This is a genomic window from Blastococcus sp. TF02-09 (assembly GCF_003319105.1).
Lineage (GTDB): Bacteria > Actinomycetota > Actinomycetes > Mycobacteriales > Geodermatophilaceae > Blastococcus.
On sequence record NZ_QOHH01000008.1, the window covers coordinates 187,421 to 201,555 of the forward strand.

General features: G+C 74.3%; 19 protein-coding genes. 6 read left to right on the plus strand and 13 right to left on the minus strand.

Features of this window, described 5'->3' with window-relative positions:
• The 5 genes from DQ239_RS13875 (at nucleotide 1) to DQ239_RS13890 (ending at nucleotide 5,068) form a co-directional block, all read left to right on the plus strand.
• A complete protein-coding gene (locus DQ239_RS13875) occupies nucleotides 1-1,395 on the plus strand; it encodes a dihydrolipoamide acetyltransferase family protein (protein WP_113834993.1) in 1,395 nt (464 codons plus the stop codon).
• A 28-nt stretch (nucleotides 1,396-1,423) separates the two neighbouring features.
• A complete protein-coding gene (locus DQ239_RS13880) occupies nucleotides 1,424-1,813 on the plus strand; it encodes a hypothetical protein (protein ID WP_113834994.1) in 390 nt (129 codons plus the stop codon).
• 116 nt (nucleotides 1,814-1,929) lie between these two features.
• The gene (locus DQ239_RS13885) at nucleotides 1,930-2,391 is read left to right on the plus strand and encodes an SRPBCC family protein (protein WP_113834995.1); all 462 of its coding nucleotides are present in this window, start codon (nucleotides 1,930-1,932) and stop codon (nucleotides 2,389-2,391) included.
• Between the two features lie 221 nt (nucleotides 2,392-2,612).
• Nucleotides 2,613-2,765: a hypothetical protein gene (locus DQ239_RS20370; protein ID WP_158544837.1), complete on the plus strand. Its 153-nt coding sequence runs from the start codon at nucleotides 2,613-2,615 to the stop codon at nucleotides 2,763-2,765.
• A gap of 236 nt (nucleotides 2,766-3,001) precedes the next feature.
• On the plus strand, nucleotides 3,002-5,068 hold the full coding sequence (locus DQ239_RS13890; RefSeq protein WP_113834996.1) for a sensor domain-containing diguanylate cyclase: 2,067 nt from the start codon (nucleotides 3,002-3,004) through the stop codon (nucleotides 5,066-5,068).
• Nucleotides 5,069-5,074: 6 nt separating this feature from the next.
• Here DQ239_RS13890 and DQ239_RS13895 read toward each other — a convergent pair whose 3' ends face one another.
• The 13 genes from DQ239_RS13895 to DQ239_RS13935 all read right to left on the minus strand — a co-directional run bounded on the left by DQ239_RS13895 (nucleotide 5,075) and on the right by DQ239_RS13935 (nucleotide 13,658).
• Nucleotides 5,075-5,917, minus strand: coding sequence for a tyrosine-protein phosphatase (locus DQ239_RS13895; RefSeq protein ID WP_113834997.1), 843 nt, complete (start codon nucleotides 5,915-5,917; stop codon nucleotides 5,075-5,077).
• Between the two features lie 31 nt (nucleotides 5,918-5,948).
• Nucleotides 5,949-6,830, minus strand: coding sequence for a 3-methyladenine DNA glycosylase (locus DQ239_RS13900; protein WP_113834998.1), 882 nt, complete (start codon nucleotides 6,828-6,830; stop codon nucleotides 5,949-5,951).
• Between the two features lie 53 nt (nucleotides 6,831-6,883).
• On the minus strand, nucleotides 6,884-7,033 hold the full coding sequence (locus DQ239_RS20655; RefSeq protein ID WP_199583006.1) for a hypothetical protein: 150 nt from the start codon (nucleotides 7,031-7,033) through the stop codon (nucleotides 6,884-6,886).
• Complete coding sequence (locus DQ239_RS13905; protein ID WP_113834999.1) at nucleotides 7,030-7,281, minus strand: hypothetical protein; 252 nt, start codon at nucleotides 7,279-7,281, stop codon at nucleotides 7,030-7,032. Before DQ239_RS13905 ends, DQ239_RS20655 begins: the two co-directional genes overlap by 4 nt.
• 106 nt (nucleotides 7,282-7,387) lie before the next feature.
• Nucleotides 7,388-9,232 carry an acyl-CoA dehydrogenase gene (locus tag DQ239_RS13910; protein WP_113835000.1) on the minus strand — a complete coding sequence of 615 codons (1,845 nt, stop codon included), beginning with the start codon at nucleotides 9,230-9,232 and terminating at the stop codon, nucleotides 7,388-7,390.
• Nucleotides 9,233-9,375: 143 nt separating this feature from the next.
• Nucleotides 9,376-9,729 carry a lipopolysaccharide assembly protein LapA domain-containing protein gene (locus DQ239_RS13915; protein ID WP_233489218.1) on the minus strand — a complete coding sequence of 118 codons (354 nt, stop codon included), beginning with the start codon at nucleotides 9,727-9,729 and terminating at the stop codon, nucleotides 9,376-9,378.
• The gene (locus DQ239_RS20660; RefSeq protein WP_199583007.1) at nucleotides 9,726-9,896 is read right to left on the minus strand and encodes a hypothetical protein; all 171 of its coding nucleotides are present in this window, start codon (nucleotides 9,894-9,896) and stop codon (nucleotides 9,726-9,728) included. The genes DQ239_RS13915 and DQ239_RS20660 overlap by 4 nt, the downstream gene beginning before the upstream one ends.
• Before the next feature lie 39 nt (nucleotides 9,897-9,935).
• On the minus strand, nucleotides 9,936-10,382 hold the full coding sequence (locus DQ239_RS13920) for a hypothetical protein (RefSeq protein ID WP_113835001.1): 447 nt from the start codon (nucleotides 10,380-10,382) through the stop codon (nucleotides 9,936-9,938).
• 109 nt (nucleotides 10,383-10,491) lie between these two features.
• Nucleotides 10,492-11,118, minus strand: coding sequence for a TetR/AcrR family transcriptional regulator (locus DQ239_RS13925; protein WP_233489221.1), 627 nt, complete (start codon nucleotides 11,116-11,118; stop codon nucleotides 10,492-10,494).
• Nucleotides 11,119-11,279: 161 nt separating this feature from the next.
• Nucleotides 11,280-11,417, minus strand: a complete 138-nt coding sequence (locus DQ239_RS20375; RefSeq protein ID WP_158544838.1) for a hypothetical protein — start codon at nucleotides 11,415-11,417, stop codon at nucleotides 11,280-11,282.
• A 94-nt stretch (nucleotides 11,418-11,511) separates the two neighbouring features.
• Entirely contained in the window at nucleotides 11,512-12,441 is a 930-nt protein-coding gene (locus DQ239_RS13930; protein WP_158544839.1) for a zinc ABC transporter substrate-binding protein, read from the minus strand.
• Nucleotides 12,442-12,515: 74 nt separating this feature from the next.
• Nucleotides 12,516-12,665, minus strand: a complete 150-nt coding sequence (locus tag DQ239_RS20380; protein WP_158544840.1) for a hypothetical protein — start codon at nucleotides 12,663-12,665, stop codon at nucleotides 12,516-12,518.
• 66 nt (nucleotides 12,666-12,731) lie between these two features.
• The gene (locus DQ239_RS13935) at nucleotides 12,732-13,658 is read right to left on the minus strand and encodes a ribokinase (RefSeq protein WP_113835004.1); all 927 of its coding nucleotides are present in this window, start codon (nucleotides 13,656-13,658) and stop codon (nucleotides 12,732-12,734) included.
• A 133-nt stretch (nucleotides 13,659-13,791) separates the two neighbouring features.
• On the opposite strand from DQ239_RS13935, the gene DQ239_RS13940 reads away from it, so the two are divergent.
• Nucleotides 13,792-14,133, plus strand: coding sequence for a DUF3140 domain-containing protein (locus tag DQ239_RS13940; RefSeq protein WP_113835005.1), 342 nt, complete (start codon nucleotides 13,792-13,794; stop codon nucleotides 14,131-14,133).
• The last annotated feature ends 2 nt before the right edge of the window (nucleotides 14,134-14,135 follow it).

Consider the following 14,135-nt stretch of genomic DNA (forward strand, 5'->3'; position numbering starts at 1 on the left):
ATGACGCAGACCGCGGGCGCGCTGCGCCAGTTCCGGTTGCCCGACGTCGGCGAGGGCCTGACCGAGGCGGAGCTCCTCCAGTGGCTGGTGGCGGTGGGGGACACCGTCGCCGTCAACCAGCCGCTGTGCGAGGTGGAGACGGCGAAGGCGGCCGTCGAGCTGCCTTCGCCGCACGCCGGGCGGGTGGTCGAGCTGCTCGTCGACGCCGGCGCGACCGTCGACGTCGGCACGCCGATCATCACCATCGACACCGGCGAGGCGCCGTCCGAGCCCGCCGGCACGGGCCTGATCGGCGAGACCACGGCCACCGGGCGGACGGCGGTCCTTGTCGGCTACGGCCCGCGGACCACCGAGGCCCGCCGCAGGCCGCGGCGCACCGCCGAGACCGGGAGCGCACCGCTGCTCGCCACCGCGCCGGACGCCCGCACCAAGCCGGTGCGCCACGGCGGCCTGGAGGTCGGCCGGCAGGCCGAGGCGGCCGCCGTCCGAGCGGACGCCGCCTCGTCGACCGCCGTCGCGCCCGGCCGGCGCGGCCCGCGGCCGCTGGCCAAGCCGCCGGTGCGGCGGTACGCCAAGGACTGCGGGGTCGACCTCGCCACGGTCAGCGGCACGGGGGCGGGTGGCGTCATCACCCGGGCCGACGTCGACGCCGCTCGCGCGGCCGCTGTCCCGGTGGCGGTACCCCCGGCACCGTCGGCGGGCGAGCAGCGGATACCGGTCACGGGCGTGCGGAAGCACACGGCCGCGGCGATGGTGGCCAGCGCGTTCACCGCGCCGCACGTCACCGAGTTCCTCACCGTCGACGTCACCCGGACGATGAAGCTGCGCCGCCGGCTGGCCGAGCGGCCCGAGCTGGCCGGGGTGCCGGTCAGCCCGCTGCTGTTCGTCGCCAAGGCGGTGCTGCTCGCGATCGGCCGGCACCCGATGATCAACAGCTCGTGGGACGAGGCGGCGCAGGAGATCGTCGTCCACGGTCGGGTCGACCTCGGCATCGCCGCGGCGACCCCGCGGGGCCTCGTCGTCCCGAACATCCGGGACGCCGGGCGGCTGACCCTCCCCGAGCTGGCCGGCGCCCTCGCGGAGCTGACCACGACGGCACGCGCCGGGCGCACGGCGCCGGAAGCCATGACCGGCGGCACGTTCACGATCACCAACGTGGGCGTGTTCGGCGTGGACACCGGCACGCCGATCCTCAACCCGGGCGAGGCGGCGATCCTGGCGTTCGGGGCGGTCCGCGAACGGCCGTGGGTGCACAAGGGGAAGGTCCGGCCGCGGCAGGTCACCACGCTGGCGCTCTCCTTCGACCACCGGATCGTCGACGGCGAACTGGGCTCGCGGTTCCTGGCCGACGTCGGCGCGGTGCTGCAGGATCCGGGGAGCGCGCTGCTCTGCTGACCGGCGGCCCGACCCCGAGGAGACCGACGTGGACCGCCGTGAGCGTGCACTCGCAGCCCTGATGCTCTTCGTCGTCCTCACCGGGGTCGCGATCGTGGTCAGCGGCTCGCGCCCCGCCTCGGCCCAGGGGACGGCGCCCGGGGTCGTGCAGCTGCTCGCCTATGCGTGCGCCATCGCCGGCGGGGTCGTGCTGGTGCGCGCCTCCGACCAGCGGGGCAGGCGGCTCGGCGGGCTCGTGCTCGCCGCCGCCGCGGTGATGCTGCTCGTCGACGGGCTGACGTTGCTCGCCGCCGAGGACGAGGGGGCGAACATCGGCGCCGGGCTGGCCCGGTTGGTCTGCCTGCTGCTCGTCGGCGGGGCCACCGTCCAGGTGGCCCTCGACGTGGCCGCGGCCCGCCGGGACGCGTCCCAGGGCTGACCGACCGTCGTCGTCCGGCCGGGTGCAGCCGCCTGACCTGCGAACTCGCACGTGTCGGTGCCGCGGCTCCCGGGTAGGTGCCGCACGACCGATCAACGACACGAGGAGCTGAGACCGTGGCCACCGTGCAGGAGTCCGTCGACGTCGACGTCCCGATCCGGGTCGCCTACGACCAGTGGACGCAGTTCGAGTCCTTCCCCCAGTTCATGGGCGGGGTCGAGAAGATCACCCAGATCGACCCCACGCACACCCACTGGGTCACCAACATCGACGGCGTCAAGCGCGAGTTCGACGCCGAGATCACCGAGCAGCACGTCGAGGAGCGGGTCGCCTGGACCAGCACCGGCGGCGAGGCCAAGCACGCCGGCGTGGTGACCTTCCACCGTCTGGACGACGCCAAGACGCGGGTCATGATCCAGATCGACTGGGAGCCCGAGGGGCTGATCGAGAAGGCCGGTGCCGCCCTGGGCTTCGACGACCGCCAGGTGAAGGCGGACGCGAAGCGCTTCAAGGAGTTCATCGAGAGCCGCGGCACCGAGACCGGCGCCTGGCGCGGCGACGTCCCCCGCCCGAACTGACGCAGGACCCCGCTCGCCCACGGGCGAGCGGAGGCGGTCCCACCCGACGGCGCCCGCCCTCCCGACGGAGGGCGGGCGCTGTCGCGTCTCGGTGAGGAGCATCACTCGCAAGGGTGAGGAAACATCGGCCTGGCTGTCCGTCTCATTACGTTTCGTCGGAATATGGTGGCGCTCGCCCTGCTTATCTCAGGTGACGCGCACATCGAGACGACGAAAGAGGCATGACCATGAACAGCCTGACCTCCACCTGGCGGCAGCGGCGCCAGGCGGCCCGCACCCGCCGCGCCATCGACGCGGCCCTGGCCCGCAGCAGCAGCCCGGCGATGCGGGACGAGCTCCTGACGCTCGCGAGCCGCAGCACCTCGCTGCGCTGACGCGGGTCGCGCCGCCGCGGCGGCGCCCCCCTCCGACCGACCCCGGTTCTCCGTCGAGACCGGGGTCGTCCGCTGTCCGGGGACTCCCCCGAAGGGGTGATGCCGCTCAGGGTGGTGCCGCATCCTGCCGACCACCCGAGGGTGACGCGCGCACGGACGACCGGGAGACGGCCCCGGCTCCTCGGTAGGGTCTGGGACCGGCACCCGGCGCACCACCCCCCGACGAGGAGGCTGCGATGACGGCCCCCGTCGAGGCCCCCGAGACCAGTGGCGCGACCACCGGCGGTCTGCTGCGGTACGTCCGCCGGATCGGCGGTGACGACGCGGTGGCCGAGGTGCTGGCCCGGGCCGGCACGGCGGCGACGGCGGCCCAGCTCGACGACCAGTCGCGCTGGTGGAGCTACGACACCCGGATCCGCCTGTTCACCGCGGCGACCGAGGTCCTGCGCGATCCCCGCACGATGTACGAGGTCGGCGCCGCGGCGCTGCAGACGGGCCTCGCGCACTCGCTGGTCATCCTGCTGCGCGCCATGGGCTCGCCGCGCCAGGTGTTCGGCACGCTGCCCAGGGCCGTGCAGAAGTTCAGCACCACCTCGACGATGGAGATCCTCGAGACCGGGCGGACGACGGCCACCATCCGCTACCGGCTGCATGAGGGCTACCCGCACTCCCGGCTGGACTGCCTGTACGCGCAGGGGCTGCTCAGCACGGTCCCGGCGATCTTCGCGCTGCCCCCGGCGGAGATCGAGCACGACGAGTGCCAGTCCGACGGCCACGCGGCCTGCATCTACCGCCTGGAGTGGGCGCACCGCTCGCGGCTGCCGTGGCGGCGCGGCCGCACGCCGGCCGTCGACCCCGAGCTGCACGCTCTGCGCGGTCAGCTGCAGATCCTCCAGTCCGCGGCCACGGACCTCGTCGCCAGCGACGACCTCGAGACGGTGCTGGAGCGCATCGTGGGCCGCGCCGCGGAGGCGGTCCTGGCCCCCGCCTACCTGCTCGCCGTCCGGTCGCCGACCGGGGGAGGGCCGCTGGTGCACAGCGCCGGGGTGCCCGAGGAGCGGGTGGCGGAGCTGGCGGCCGCGCTGCTCAGCGGCGGGGACCTCGGGAGCGGCGCGGTGGTCGCCGACATCGTCTCCCCCCGCCGCTCGCACGGACGGCTGGCGGCCCTGTACCGCCCCGGCGACCAGCCGATGGGCGACGAGGCCGCCATGCTGGCCGCCTACGCCGGTCACGCAGCGGCGGCGCTGGACCTGCTGATCGCCCTCGAGGACACCCGGCGGGAGGCCGACCGGGCCGGTGCGCTGCTCGCGCTGGCGCACGCGCTGGCCGCCGTGGAGGACGTCGACTCCATCTGCGCCGTGGTCGCCGAGGCGCTGCCGCAGGTCGTCGGCTGCGCCAGCGCCGCGGTCATGCTCTGGGACCCGGCCGGCAGCCAGCTGCAGGCGCGGGCGTCGGTCAACCTCAGCCGCGAGGCGACGGGCCTCCTGCTCGGGGCCCGGCTGCGCCCGGAGGACACCCCGGAGCTCATGAACCTTCTGACCAGCCGCGAGCCGCAGATCATCCGGGACGCGGACAGCAGCCCGGCACTGCGCCGGCTGCTCGCGGACATCGACGTCGCCGATGTCGTCGCGGTCCCGCTGGTCACGGCGGGCACCTTCCTCGGCGTCGTGACCGCCAGCTGGGAGACCGGCCAGGCGCCCGACCAGCTGTGCGGCGACGTGCTCGCCCGGCTGCGGGGTGCCGGCGACCAGGCGGTCTCCGCCCTCCAGCGGGCCCGGCTCCTGGAGACCGTGCGGCACCAGGCCCACCACGACTCGCTCACCGGGCTGCCGAACCGCGTCCTGTTCATGGAGCGGTTGCTGGCCGCGCTGCCGACCGCGGGCCCCGGTGCCCACCTCGGCGTGCTGTTCTGCGACCTGGACGGCTTCAAGCGGGTGAACGACACCCTCGGCCACGCGGCCGGCGACGAGCTGCTCCGCCAGGTCGCGGCGCGGCTGGGGGCCGCCGTCCGCCCCGGCGACACCGTGGGGCGGCTCAGCGGTGACGAGTTCGCCATCGTGCTGCCGGGCCTGGAGCAGCCCGTCGACGCGGAGCGACTGGCCGCGCGGGTCGTCGACTGCTTCCGCGAGCCCTTCCGGCTCGAGGGGCGCGAGGTCGCGGTCGGCACCAGCGTCGGGGTCGCGGTGCACGCGCCCGGGAACGGGGCCGAGGACCTGCTCCGCCAGGCCGACGCCGCGATGTACCGCGACAAGCGGAAGACCCACCTACCCCCCACGGCCGGCACGCTTTCCGCCGGCGCCTGACCTGCTCTAGCCGCGCAGTCGGGCGCGCAGGGCGGCCTGCTCGTCGGCGCCGAAGCCGTGCGACTCCAGCCAGCCGATCGGCCCGCCGTACCGCTCGTCGAGCAGCTCGAGGACGCGGGTCATCGTCTCCGCGCGCGGGGTGTGGGCGGAGCTGTCCCGCGGGCCCTCCTGGGCGGCGGCGTCCCGGGCGTAGGTGGGGGACGCCGACAGTCGGGCCATGATCTCGTGGATCACGTCCCCGCTGAGCCCGTAGTCGATCGCGATCTCCTCGTGCGGCACCCCGGCCACGGCGAGGGTGAGCGCGACGACCACGCCCGTGCGGTCCTTGCCGGCGGCGCAGTGGACCACCGAGGCGCCGTCGGTCTCCGCGGCCAGCGCGCGCAGCGCCGCCACGACGGCATCGCCCCGGTCGGCGAGGTACCCGAGGTAGATGCGGACGGACGGCGGCTCGTCCTGGTCGCGCTCGGCGATCCCTCGCGGCAGCACCGACTCCAGCCACCCGGACGGCAGGTCGGGGACCTCTGGCTCGTCCGCGGCGAAGACGTCGGTGTACTCGCCGCGCTCGGGCAGCAGCGTGAAGTGGCGGTGGACAACCTCCGGCCGCGACCTCAGGGGCCCCCGGCCCTCGAGCAGCACCTCGGCGCTCGTCCGGAGGTCGAGCACCTGGCGCAGGCCGATCTCGCCCACCAGGCGGCGGACGTCGTCGTCGCTGAGCGTCTGCAGGTTGTCGCTGCGCAGGATGCGGGAGGGCAGCGTGCGGCCGCCGTCGGTGGTGGGCAGCCCGCCCAGGTCGCGGGTGTTCGCGGTGCCGTCCAGGCGGATCCAGCGGCCGTCGTGTGCAGAGGTCACCTGCTGACCGTACGGCGAGCGGGTGTCCGGCTCATGCCAGGGTCGGCGACCCGCAGACGGCCAGCAGGCGCCGGCGCAGCTCCGCCCCGCGGGCGGCGAACCCGCGCTGGGCAGCGGCGTACTCCGCCTTGCCCTCGGGCGTCTCGATCGCGACGGCCGGGAAGCCGGCGTCACGGAGGTCGTAGGGGGAGGCGCGCATGTCCAGCTCGCGCACGTCGGCGGCGAGCGCGAAGCAGTCGGCGAGCAGCTCGCCGGGCACGAGCGGACCGAGCTTGTAGGCCCACTTGTAGAGGTCCATGGTGGCGTGCAGGCAGCCCGGCTGCTCGGTCGCGGTCTGCGTCTCCCGGGTCGGCTGCAGGCGGTTGCGGCCGACGGCGTCGGGCGTGAAGAAGCGGAACGCGTCGTAGTGGCTGCAGCGGATCTGGTGGCTCTCGACGACCGCGTCGGTGCCGGCCCGCCCCAGCCGCAGTGGCAGCGCGTGCCGGCGCTCGTCGGCGCGGTAGACCATCGCCCACTCGTGCAGCCCGAAGCAGCCGGTGAAGGCCGGCCGGCCCGCGGTGGCGGCGAGCAGCCCGCGCACGAACTCCACCGTCGGGCCGCGGTCGGCCAGGTAGGCCGCGCGGTCCAGCGCGACGACGCCGTCGTCGTCGGTGCGGTACCAGCGCCACCCGGCGTGCGGGGCGGGGCCGTCGTCCGAGGGCGCCAGCCCGGTGCCGGCGCCGGGGTGCCAGCGGCGCAGCCGGCCCGGCGTCTCGGAGTAGTACGTGAACAGGAAGTCGTGCACCGGGTGGGTCTCGCCCCGCGACCGCCGCGCGCGGTGCGGCGCCGCCCAGCGATCGATGCGCTCCTCGTGCGCCGTGGTCCGCGCCCGCCATTCCGCCGCCGCCAGGACGGTCAGGGCGGCGGCGGGCACCCGGCCAGCATAGGTGGCGCCGTCCGGGCACCGCGCCGCGTGCGGGGGCGTGCTCAGTCGTTGCCGGGACGGGCCACGCCCTCGTCCCGCTGGGCCTCGTCGTCGGTGGTGAGGGTCGCCGAGGCCTCGGGTGCGTCGTCGGGGGACGGCGCGGTGCCGTCGGCGGTGTCGGGGGACTCGTGGTAGCCGGTGGGGTCGCTCATGCGTCTGGTCCTCCAGATCTCGTGGTGGGTCCCTCGACCTCGCCGGACGCACCGGCCCGCCGGGCGCGGGCGACGTCGCTGTCGGCCCCGGCGGGCAGGTCGTCGCCCTGGGCGGCGTCGCGCTCCAAGGCGTCCTCGCGGGTGAGGGGCACGTCGTCGATGTTGGAGGCGGTGTCGCTGTTGTCCCCGGTGCCCGATGCGGTGGGGACGTCCTGCTGGATCCGGTCGCTGCCCTGCGGGTCGCTCACGGTGCCTCCTCGATCGACGTCGTCGTCGGTCCGGCCATGCCCGGGCACCCCCGCCCGGAAACGACGACGGCCGCCACTCCCTGCCAGGGAGCGGCGGCCGTGAGCCTCAGAACGAAGCCTCGTCGACCTCCATGAGGGAGTTGTCGGTGTTCTCGACGATGACCCGCTCGCTCGCCAGCCGCGGGAGCACCTGGCTGGTGAAGAAGCGGGTGGCGGCGAGCTTGCCCTCGTAGAAGAACCGGTCCTTCTCGCTGACGTCGCCGGCCAGGGCGGCCAGCGCGACCTCCGACTGGCGGACGAGCAGCCACGCGGTGACCAGGTCGCCCACGGCCAGCAGCAGGCGGCTGCTGTTCTGGCCCACCTTGTAGAGCGCCTTCATGTCCTGCTGGGCCTCGGTGAGGTGGCCGAACATCGCCGTGAGCATGCCCTGGACGTCGCCCAGCGCCGCGGCCAGCGCCGCCCGCTCCTCCTTGAGGCGGCCGTTGCCGGCCTCGCTGTCGATCGTCGCCTGGATCTGGCCCGCGAGCCAGGTCAGCGCGACCCCGCCGTCCTTGACGATCTTCCGGAAGAAGAAGTCCTGGCCCTGGATCGCGGTGGTGCCCTCGTAGAGGGTGTCGATCTTGGAGTCGCGGATGTACTGCTCGATCGGGTAGTCCTGCAGGAAGCCCGAGCCACCCAGCGTCTGGAGCGACTCCGCCGTCAGCAGCTGCGTGGCGCGCTCGGAGCCGAAGCCCTTCACGATCGGCAGCAGCAGGTCGTTGAGCCGGGCGGCCAGCGTCGCCTGCTCGCTGTCCGCGCTGCCCTCGGCCTCGGCGGCGGTGACCTGGTCGCGGAAGCTCGCGGTGTACAGGTACAGCGCCCGCATGCCCTCGGTGTAGGACTTCTGGAGCATCAGCGAGCGGCGCACGTCGGGGTGGTGGGTGATCGTGACGCGCGGGGCGTCCTTCGACGTCGCCGTCAGGTCGGCGCCCTGGACGCGGGTCTTCGCGTAGTCCAGCGCCACCTGGTAGCCGGCCGACAGCGTGGCGATCGCCTTGGTGCCGACGAACATGCGGGCGTACTCGATGATCGTGAACATCTGGGCGATGCCGTCGTGCACCTCGCCGACCAGCCAGCCCTGGGCCGGCACCGGCCCGTCGCCGAAGGTGACCTCGCAGGTGGTGGACACCTTGAGGCCCATCTTCTTCTCGACGTTGGTGACGTAGGCGCCGTTGCGCTCGCCGAGCTCACCGGTCTCCAGGTCCACGTGGAACTTGGGGACGACGAACAGCGACAGGCCCTTGGTGCCGGGCTTCGCGCCCTCGGGGCGGGCCAGGACCAGGTGGATGATGTTGTCGCTCAGGTCGTGCTCGGCCGAGGTGATGAAGCGCTTGACGCCCTGGATGTGCCAGGAGCCGTCGGGCTGCTGCACGGCCTTCGTGGTGCCGGCGCCGACGTCGGAACCCGCGTCGGGCTCGGTGAGCACCATGGTGGCGCCCCACTGCTTCTCGACCATGAGCGCGGCGAGCTTCTTCTGCTCGGGCGTGCCCAGCTCGTCGAGGACGGTGGCGAAGCTCGGGCCCGAGCCGTACATGAAGACGGCGGGGTTGGCGCCCAGGATCATCTCGTAGGCCGCCCACCGCAGCGGGACGGGAGCGCCGAAGCCGCCCATCTCCTCGGGCAGGTCCAGCCGGAACCACTCGCCGTCGGCGAGCGCCTGGACCGACTTCTTGAACGACTCGGGCAGGGTCACCGAGTTCGTGGCCGGGTCGAACACCGGCGGGTTGCGGTCGGCGTCGGTGAACGACGCTGCGATGGGGCCCTCGGCGAGCTTGCGGATCTCGGCGAGGACGCCGCGTGCGGTGTCGGCGTCCATCTGCTCGAACGGTCCGGTGCCGAACCGGTCCTTGGTGTCGAGGAACTCGAAGAGGTTGAACTTGAGGTCCCGCAGGTTCGCCGTGTAGTGCGTCATCGCGCTGGTGCTCCCGTGCTCCGGATCGTCCTGGGAACGGCGAAGCTACTCGCCGGTAACAAGCGATATTACCGGCTGGTAGCAAGGAGCACGCACCGTTCCACCCGGACACGCCCCGGAGGGGTGCCCGAGTGGACGGAGGGTCAGCGGTGTCGGCGGCGGGCGCGGAGCACGAGGCCGAGCAGCCCGCTGATGAGTGCACCGAGGGCGGCGGCGATGAGCAGGGCCACCACCAGCGGGGCCTCGATGTCGGTGAAGACCAGGCTGATGGGCACCGTCTCGCCGTTGTAGACGACGAAGAGCACCAGCACGATCGTCACGAAGATCAGCAGTCCGAGCGCGATCCCGAGGCCGACGGTGCCCGCCGCCTGCCGGGTGCGGCCGGGCCCCGAGGGCGCCGTGGGTCGCGCCGGTTCCGTTGAGGCCGCGGGCCGGTCCAGGCCCACGCTCAGGGGGTCCGACGGTGCGCCGGTCGTCCGGGGGTCGGGGGCGGTCACCGGGCGTCCGGCTCGGTGTCGGCGGGCGGGTAGGCGGGGCCGGCGATCCCGTCGGCGGGGCCCTCGGTCGCACCGAGGGAGTCGCTGTCCTCGCCCGGCGCCTTCTCGGCGCCCAGGGGCTTCGCCTCGCGGTCGGTGCCGGCGTCGTTCTCGTCGGGCATGGTCACCGTGCGGTCCTTCCCGCCGCTCCGGGGAAGGAAACGGGATCAGCCCTGGTCGGCGAGGGAGGGACCGGCCTCGTGACGCGGGTGGCCGTGCGTCCGCTCGCGCTGCTTCATGCGCGCCTCGAACACGTGCCGGTCGCCGCCGGAGTGCTCCTCGCGGGCGCGCTCGTCGTAGCCGCGGAAGGCGCTCCAGTAGCCGGCGTCGAAGTCCTCGACGATCTGGAACGTCCACCGGTCGGCGATGACGTTGCGCCCGACGAGGTCGCGGTCGAGGTCCGCGGCGAGCCCGGTCGCGCCCGCCTTCTCGAAGAGGTCCACCGACTCCTGCAGCAGGCGGTCGGCCTTCCCGGTGAGCTGGTGGAAGGCGTAGAGGAACCCGCGGGCCTGGTCGACCGTCTCGAGGGCCTCGGAGAGCTTGCCGAGCGCCTCGACCGTCGTGTCGTCGAGGTCGGGTCGGGTGCGGTCGGGGGTGCGGTGGTCGTCGCTCACCGCACCATCGTGCGGGGAGTCCTCCGACCACGCCCGACGTCAGGCTCAGGAAGCTCTACCTGCGCGTGAGCGGCGGCCGCCGTAGGCAGAGCTTCCTGTGCCTGGGTGCTCAGGCGCGGGCGACCGCCGCGTCGATCAGCTTCTCGGCGAGCCGGCGGCCGTGGGCGGCGGGGCCGTCGGGGCCCAGCAGGCCGCCGGAGAGGTACATGCCGTCGATGATCAGGTGGATCTGCGCGGCGAGGTCCTCACCGCCACCGGGCACGATCTGGTCGGTCAGCCGCTCGAGCCGGGTGTGCAGCTCGAACTTGTAGTCCGCCGCCGCGCTGCGGGCCGGGTGCTGCGGGTCGTCGTACTCGCTGCTGACGTTGGTGAACGGGCAGCCGCGGAAGCCGACGCGGGTGACGTCGCGCTCGACGGCGTCGACGACGGAGAGCAGGGCCGCGCGCGGGTCGCCCTCGAGCCGGACGATGTCGGCGTCGATGAAGCCCAGGACCGTCGCGGACTTGCGGGTGAGGTACGCCCCGACCAGGTCGTCCTTGCTCTTGAAGAGCCGGTAGACGGTCATCTTGCCCAGGCCGGTCTCGCGAACCAGCTCGTCCATGCCGACGCTGCGCGAGCTGCGGCTGGAGAACAGCCGCTCCGCGGTGTCGAGCACGATCGCCTGACGTTCGGCCCGGCTCCGGCGAACCGGGGTCGAGATGTCATCGACGGAGGCGAGGGTCATGGCGGCGGTCACGGCAGGCATGCTGCCCCAGCCCTGGAGGCCCTCGGTCGCGGCGCGCCGATCGTGGTCGCTCTGAGTGACGAGAGGTTGACGTGTTCTACGTGGTGAGACGTGCCGGTGGGGCGGCTGTGATCACCGAGCGTGACCGGAGCCCGGTCGGGACCCGGGAAGGCTCAGGAGCGGCGCACCCGGCGGGGGTTGGCCAGCATCCGGGCCACGGTGGTCGCGGTCGACTCCACGCCCCGGGGGTCGTCGGCGGTGGTCCGCGGAGAGGTGTCGGCTGCCCGGTCGTCGCGCTGGTCGTCGTCCATGTCTCCAGCCTGCCCTCCGAACCGTTCCGGAAACACGCTGATCAGGCACTTTCCACCAGTCCGGGTGGGAGATCTGGCTCACGGCGCACCTCCGTCAGCCCTCCTCCGCCAGCGCCTCGGCCACCGCGGCGAGCTGGGTCACCTGCCAGTCGACGAACCCGTCGTCGTCCGGAGGGAACGCGGTCATCTCGACGACGGGCACGCCGGCGTCCTCGGCGATGTCGCGGAGCCGGTCCGCCGTCGTGCCCTCAGCGGCGCCGTCGTGGACCAGGACGTCGACGTCCCCCGCACGCAGCGCCGTCTCGAACGCCTCGACGTCCTCCGGGGCCGGCTCGGAGCCCGACCGCAGGCTGCGCCGGAACCCCGACGGGGTCGCGTCGGCGAGGTCGACGGCGCGGGCCATCGGGCCCCACGCCGTCAGCGTCGTGGCGCAGGTGTGCCCTGCGGAGCCCTCCCGGAGCGCGGCGACCGCGGCGAGGTAGGGCTGCAGCTCGGCGGTCCAAGCGGTGTGCTGGGCGTCGAAGTAGGGCGCCGCGTCGGGGGAGAGGGCGGCGAGCTCCCGGGTGACCGCCTCGGCCACCGCCGGGACGACGTCCGGTGCGTACCAGAGCTGGGGGCCGGGCCGGGCCGCGTCGTCGTCGGCGACGTCGGCCGCGGTCATCACCACGGGGTCGCCGTCGGAGGCCTCGAGTGCCCGGACCGCCCACCGGTCGTACCGGGCTCCGTTGAGGACGACCAGGTCGGCCGCGGCGAACGCGGCCCGGTCGGCGGGCACGACGTCGTCGGGGACCCCGGCCGGGGAGGCGGCGATCGTGGTGACGGTGGCGCAGTCCCCGCCGAGCCGCCGGACGACGTCGCTCCACGCCGCCACCGAGACCACGACGTCGAGGACCTCGCCGGGGCAGGCGGCCGGATCCCCGGAGGCGACGGTGGCCTCGCTGCCCGGTGCGCGGTCGGCCGAGCAGGCGGACGCGGCGAGGAGCGCGAGCACCGTGACCCCGGCGCGGAGGGGGGCGTGCCGCACGCGTCCTCCTCCGCCGGCGACCGATGGCAGCCGAGTATGGCGGTCCGGATCGTCCGGAAGGCCCGCGCCCCGGCTCAGGCGTCGGGGGTGTCCGCGCCCCCCTCGAGCTCCTTGCCCTCGGCCGGTTCCTCCGGGTGCGGCGTCCGGCCCGTGCCCTCGGCCTCGCGGGACGGGGCGCCGCCCTCGGGCTGGTCGACGTCGGATGCGCGGTCGGACTCGGTCATCGCGGTGCCTCCTCGGGCTCGGTGGTCCTTCCCGGCCCTGTGCCCGTGCCTCCGGACCGGAAACCGTCAGCCGACCTCGCCGGCCGGGGGCACCCGGTCCAGGACCGCCCGGACGTCGTCGTCGCCGGGCAGCGCGCCCCGGGCTCCCACGCCGGTCGTCGAGAGCGCGGCGGCCGCCACCGCGTAGCGGACCGCGCCGGCCAGGTCTTCCCCGCGGGCGAGGCCCTGCGCCAGCGCGCCGGTGAAGCAGTCGCCGGCGCCGGTGGTGTCGACGGCATCCACGGCGAGCGCTCCCTGCAGCAGCGCCGGACCGCCGTCGGCGGGGACGACCAGCGCCCCGCGCGCGCCGAGCGTCACCACGACCGACCGCACGCCCAGGCCCCGCGCCAGGCCGGCCAGCTCGGCCGGCGTCCGCTCACCCGGCGCCGCGCCGGCGAGCTGCACCAGCTCGTGCTCGTTGGGCACCAGCACGTCGACGCGCCTGAGCAGCCCGTCGGGCAGGGCCTGCGGCGGTGCCGGGGTCAGGACCACGGTGCCCGTGGCGGCCGTGGCGGCGGCCAGCACCGTCTCCGTCGGCACCTCGAGCTGGAGCAGCAGCACCTCGGCGCGGTGCACGGGTTCGACGTCGACGTCGTCGGGGGTGAGCGCCTCGTTCGCCCCGGGGACGACGACGATCAGGTTCTCGCCGCTGTCGTCCTCGACCGGGATGGTGGCCGAGCCCGTGGGCAGGCCGGGGGTGCGGTGCACCCGGCTGACGTTGACCCGGGAGCCCGCGAGCGCGGCCAGCTGCCGGTCGCCGGGAGCGTCCTCGCCGACCCGGCCGACCATGTGCACGCCGGGTCCGAGCAGCCCCGCGGCGGCGGCCTGGTTCGCGCCCTTCCCGCCGGGCGCACGGGTGACCGAGCGGCCGACCACGGTCTCGCCGCGGCCGGGCAGCCGGTCCACGGCGACCAGCACGTCCTCGTTGACGCTGCCGACGACGGTCACGGACACGGGGAGCTCCACGGGGACGGGTAGGTGGGCCTGCGATGGCCGCACCACCCAACCAGACGGCGGTTTCCGCGCTCCGGCCGAGCGGTACCGGAGGACCAGCACCTGACCTGCAGGAACCCCGAGCGGAGGACCGATGGCGGACGAGGACACCGGGACGATCCGGCGCGAGTTCGGCGAGGCGGTGAACATGACGGCGTCGGAGCTGGAGACCTGGCTCGACAGCGAGGAGTCGCAGGCCGTCGGGCAGAAGGACGGCGACGGCGAGTCCACCGGGCACGCCTCCGGCCGCCGGATCGTGGAGCTGCTGCGCACGAAGAAGGACGACCTCACCGACGACGACCTCGCGCACATGCGCACGGTCCACGGCTACGTGCAGCGGCATCTGGCGCAGGAACCGGCCAAGCAGGACGTCGAGACCTCCCGGTGGCGGTACTCCCTGATGAACTGGGGCCACGATCCGCTGAAGAAGGGGTAGCC